General features: G+C 61.8%; 5 protein-coding genes. All 5 read right to left on the bottom strand.

The genetic code is table 11. The annotated features are described in order from the left end of the window. Positions 1-924: 2-hydroxyacid dehydrogenase (locus ACRESD_RS10015; RefSeq protein ID WP_431750768.1), on the bottom strand; the 924-nt coding region annotated here is incomplete at its 3' end. Continuing rightward, positions 921-2213, bottom strand: a complete 1293-nt coding sequence (locus tag ACRESD_RS10010; RefSeq protein ID WP_431750767.1) for an MFS transporter — start codon at positions 2211-2213, stop codon at positions 921-923. The genes ACRESD_RS10010 and ACRESD_RS10015, both read right to left, overlap by 4 nt. Before the next feature lie 88 nt (positions 2214-2301). Beyond that, entirely contained in the window at positions 2302-3246 is a 945-nt protein-coding gene (locus tag ACRESD_RS10005) for a sugar kinase (protein WP_431750766.1), read from the bottom strand. Beyond that, positions 3239-4021 carry a sugar phosphate isomerase/epimerase family protein gene (locus ACRESD_RS10000; protein ID WP_431750765.1) on the bottom strand — a complete coding sequence of 261 codons (783 nt, stop codon included), beginning with the start codon at positions 4019-4021 and terminating at the stop codon, positions 3239-3241. Before ACRESD_RS10000 ends, ACRESD_RS10005 begins: the two co-directional genes overlap by 8 nt. An 85-nt stretch (positions 4022-4106) precedes the next feature. Then, positions 4107-4304: substrate-binding domain-containing protein (locus ACRESD_RS09995; protein WP_431750764.1), on the bottom strand; the 198-nt coding region annotated here is incomplete at its 5' end.

Here is a 4304-nt window from a genome sequence, read left to right as displayed (position 1 = left end):
CGCCTGCAACAGATTATCCACCGCACACTTGGCCATCGCCTCCCGTGTCTCATGGGTCGCAGAGCCGATGTGCGGCGTGGCCACCACATTGTTCAAACGCAGCAACGGTGAGTCGTGGTTCAGCGGCTCACGCTCGAACACGTCCAGCCCGGCCGCCCGGATAGTGCGTTGCTGCAACGCTTGCACCAACGCGGCTTCGTCCACCACCTTGCCTCGCGAGATGTTGATAAAGATCGTCTCCGGGCCCATGCGTGCAAACGCCTCGGCACCGATCAGCTTCTCGGTTTCGGCCGTCAGCGGCAGGGTCAGGCAAACAAAGTCAGCTTCTTGCAGCAAGTCATTCAAGCTGCGGTATTGCGCGCCAAAGCGTGCTTCCACCGCTGGCTTGGGCGAATGGCTGTGGTAGATCACCGGCATGCCGAAGCCGAAATGCCCACGCTGGGCCAGGGCTTCGCCGATGCGGCCCATGCCGATGATTCCCAGGGTCTTGCCATGCACGTCGGTGCCGAAGTGCGCAGGGCCGATGTTCTTGCTCCATTGGCCGGCGCGTACCATGTCCGCCAGTTCGACCACGCGGCGTGCGGTGGCCAGGATTAACGCAAAGCCGGTGTCGGCAGTGGTTTCGGTGAGCACATCCGGGGTGTTGCTGAGCAGGATGCCGCGCTGGGTCAGGTAGTCGATGTCGTAGTTGTCGACGCCTACCGAGACGCTGGCCACGGCTTGCAGGTTGGGCGCCAGGTCCAGCAGCTTGGCGTCCAGGCGCAGGCTGGCGCCCAGCAGACCTTGGGCGGTAGGCAGCGCATCACGCAATTTGGCGAGGCCGGTGTCGTCCAGGGCTTCGATCAAGGTGACATCGGCCTGTTCCTGCAGGCGTGCCATCAGCGGCGCAGAGAGTTTTTTGTATAGCACGACAGACTTTTTCATGAGGTTTTTACCTTCAACTCCAGGGTTGGCATCCGTACGCGATCACTGGCGCCGGGCTTGAGGAAAATCGTCAACACCACTGACAGCAGCAGCGCACCGCTCATCAGCAGGTACGAAGCGCCGGGCGAGCCGGTGCTGCTATTGAGGTAGCCCACCAGGTACGAACCGCCGAACGAGCCCAGGGCGCCCATGCTGTTGATCAGCGCCATGGCGCCGCCGGCGACGTTGGCTGGCAGGATTTCCGGGACGATGGCGAAGAACGGACCGTAGGGTGCATACATGCAGGCCCCGGCAATCACCAGCAAGGTGTAGGACCACCAGAAATGTTCGGCACCTAGCGCGTAGGAGCCGTAGAACGCGATAGATGCAATCAGCAACGGTGGCCACACGAAGCGCTTGCGTTTTTGCAGCTTGTCCGAGCCCCAGGACACCACGAGCATGCCGATCACCGCCGCCAGGTACGGCAGGGCGGAGAGCCAGCCGGCTTCGACCATGTCCATCTGCAATCCGGCCTTGAGAATCGACGGCAACCACAGCACAAAGCCGTACACGCCGATGCTCCAGCAAAAGAACTGCAGCGCTAGCACGATCACTTTGGGCGAGCGGAAGGCCTCGGCGTAGTTCTTCACCGCCTTGATGCCCACCTGTTCGGCGGCCAGGGCGCTTTCCAGGTCCTGTTTCTCGCTATCACTGAGCCATTTGGCATCCTTGGGGCGCTCGTCGGCCAGCTTCCACCAGATAAACGCCCAGATCACTGCCGGCAAGCCTTCGATGATGAACATCCAGCGCCAGCTGAAGTGCTGCACCAGATAGCCCGAGACCACTGACATCCACAGCATGGTCACTGGGTTGCCGAGGATCAGGAAGGTGTTGGCGCGGGAGCGTTCGGCACGGGTGAACCAGTGGCACAGGTACACCAGCATCGCCGGCATCACCGCCGCCTCCACCACGCCGAGCATGAAGCGGATGGCGATCAGCATGTAGGCGTTGGACACCACACCCGTCAGGGTCGCCAGGCCACCCCACAGGATCAGGCTGACAAAGATCAGCTTTTTAACGCTGCGCTTCTGCGCATAGATCGCCCCCGGCACCTGGAAGAAAAAGTAGCCGAGGAAAAACAGCGCGCCCAGCAACGACGACATGCCGGGGGTGATCATCAGGTCTTCGGCCATCCCGGAGGCGGCGGCGAAGCCGTAGTTGGCGCGGTCCAGATACGCCAGGCTGTAGGTGACAAAAACGATGGGCATGATGTACCACCAACGGCGGGTGGCGAGTTTCAAGGTGTCCATGGGGTTGCTCCTGAGCTTGTTGTAGTTGTGGCAACAGGTTGTAGTGAGCGGGCTTGCCCCGCGCTGGGCTGCGAAGCAGCCCCTTTGATTAGCCCGCTTTCTGTACCAAGGGCAGGTCTTCCCTGAATGGCAAACCTTCCATATCTCCACGGCTCTGCACGGCACGGCTGCCGATCCAGTTACCGCGCTGCACGGCTTCGGGGAAGCTGAGGTTTTCCAGCAGGGCACTGACCATGCCCACGGCAAAACCATCGCCGGCGCCCACGGTATCCACCACGTTTTCCACGGGGACTGCGGCGATAAAACCTTGGTCCATCTGGGTCCGGTAGTAAGCGCCATCCGCCCCGAGCTTGATCGCCACAGCCTCGGCGCCTTGGTCGAGGTAAAAGGCCGCGATGTCGGCCGGGTCATCGAGGCCGGTGAGCAAACGGCCTTCACTCAAACCTGGCAACACCCAGTCGGCCAGGGCGGCGAGGGCGTTGATTTCGCGGATCATCTGCGACTGGCTTGGCCACAACGACGGGCGCAGGTTGGGGTCGAACGACACGCTGCGTCCAGCCTTGCGCATCTGCGTCATCAGCTCGTGGGACAGTTCCCGGGTGACGTCGGACAGCGCGGGTGGAATGCCGGTGGCGTGCAGGTGACGCGCTTGCAGTAACGCGGGGCTGATGGCGGCGATGGACAAGTGGCTGGCGGCCGAACCTTTGCGGAAGTACTCGACCTGGGGATCGGCGCCGGTCTCTTCACGGGACTTGAACTGAAAGCCCGTAGGGTGTTGCGGATCGACCGCCACGTGACGGCAATCCAGGCCTTCCTTTTTCAATGTATCGACCACAAAGCGGCCCAGGGAATCATTGCCCACCCGACTCAGCCAGGCCACCTTGAAGCCCAGGCGTGACAAGCCGATGGCTACATTGCTGTCGGCGCCGGCAATGCGCTTGTGAAACTGCGCCACTTGCGCCAGGTCGCCGGCCTGCTCGGCGACGAACATCGCCATGGTTTCGCCAAACGAGAGGATGTCGATCTCAGACATGGGCATTCTCCATGCGGGGCTGGCCAAGGACGGCGAGGGCGGCGACCTGTTGCGTGGTGACCAGGATCAGGTCATCACCTTGCAGCGGGAATTCTACGGCCCGGGTAATACCTTGAGTCATGTGCTTGAGCAGTTGTTCCCACAGATGCAGGTCGGTGATGCCGGGTGGCAGGGCGACGAGCTTGCCGTCCTGGCGGCGGGCCACGGCCTTGCAATGCAGGTAGTCCACGTGCCGTCCGAGCAGGCGTGCCGCCGTGAGGGCGGACTGGTCCTGCCACTGCCAGTTGCCGATGTCGAAGGTCATCTTGACCGGCAGGCCCAGGCGCTCGACTTCGGTGAAGAAACGCTGCATGGGCTCGATGCGCCCGCCGTGCAGGGTCTGGTCGTTCTCTACCAACAGGTGAACCGAGTGACGATTGAGCAGGGCGTTCAGGCTTTGCAGGTCGTTGGTATCAGTGAAGTAGCCCAGCGATACCTTGAGCCATCGCGAGCCAAACGCCTGGGCACGGTCGAGGGTGGCGGTCAGTTCCGAGTTGGGCTGGGCGCGTCCGGCGACCCAGAGTTCCAAGGGCGATGAGAACACCGATTCCAACTGGTGTTGCGCCGCTGCTTGAGCCAGTTCGGCAGGTTGCTCGTGGGTCAACAGTTCTTCACGCCATTCGATGCGCTGGGCACCGGCAGCGGCGAGCAGCTCGACAAAACTCAATTGGCCCTGTTGGCGCACCAGGTCGGCGCCGTAGCTGGATAGGCTGATGGAGACGGGGTATTTATGCATTGTTGTTTACCTCTGAAACCGGTTTCATTTTTAAGCGCAAATTAAATCTGTGGGAGCTGGCTTGCCTGCGATAGCAGTTTTTCAGTCAATACACGGCTGACTGATCCATCGCCATCGCAGGCAAGCCAGCTCCCACATGGGATTGGGTGGAGCCTCGGATGATCAGTTCGGGCAGGAAATCCAGGGTGCGCGTCGGTTCGGTATCGCCACGCAAGCGCCTGAGCAGGCAGTCGAATGCAGTGGCGCCAATGGCGTCGGTAGGCTGGGCGAGTGCGGTGATGCC

Source organism: Pseudomonas sp. (assembly GCF_050739995.1).
Lineage (GTDB): Bacteria > Pseudomonadota > Gammaproteobacteria > Pseudomonadales > Pseudomonadaceae > Aquipseudomonas.
This window is presented reverse-complemented; position numbering and strand designations above follow the sequence as displayed.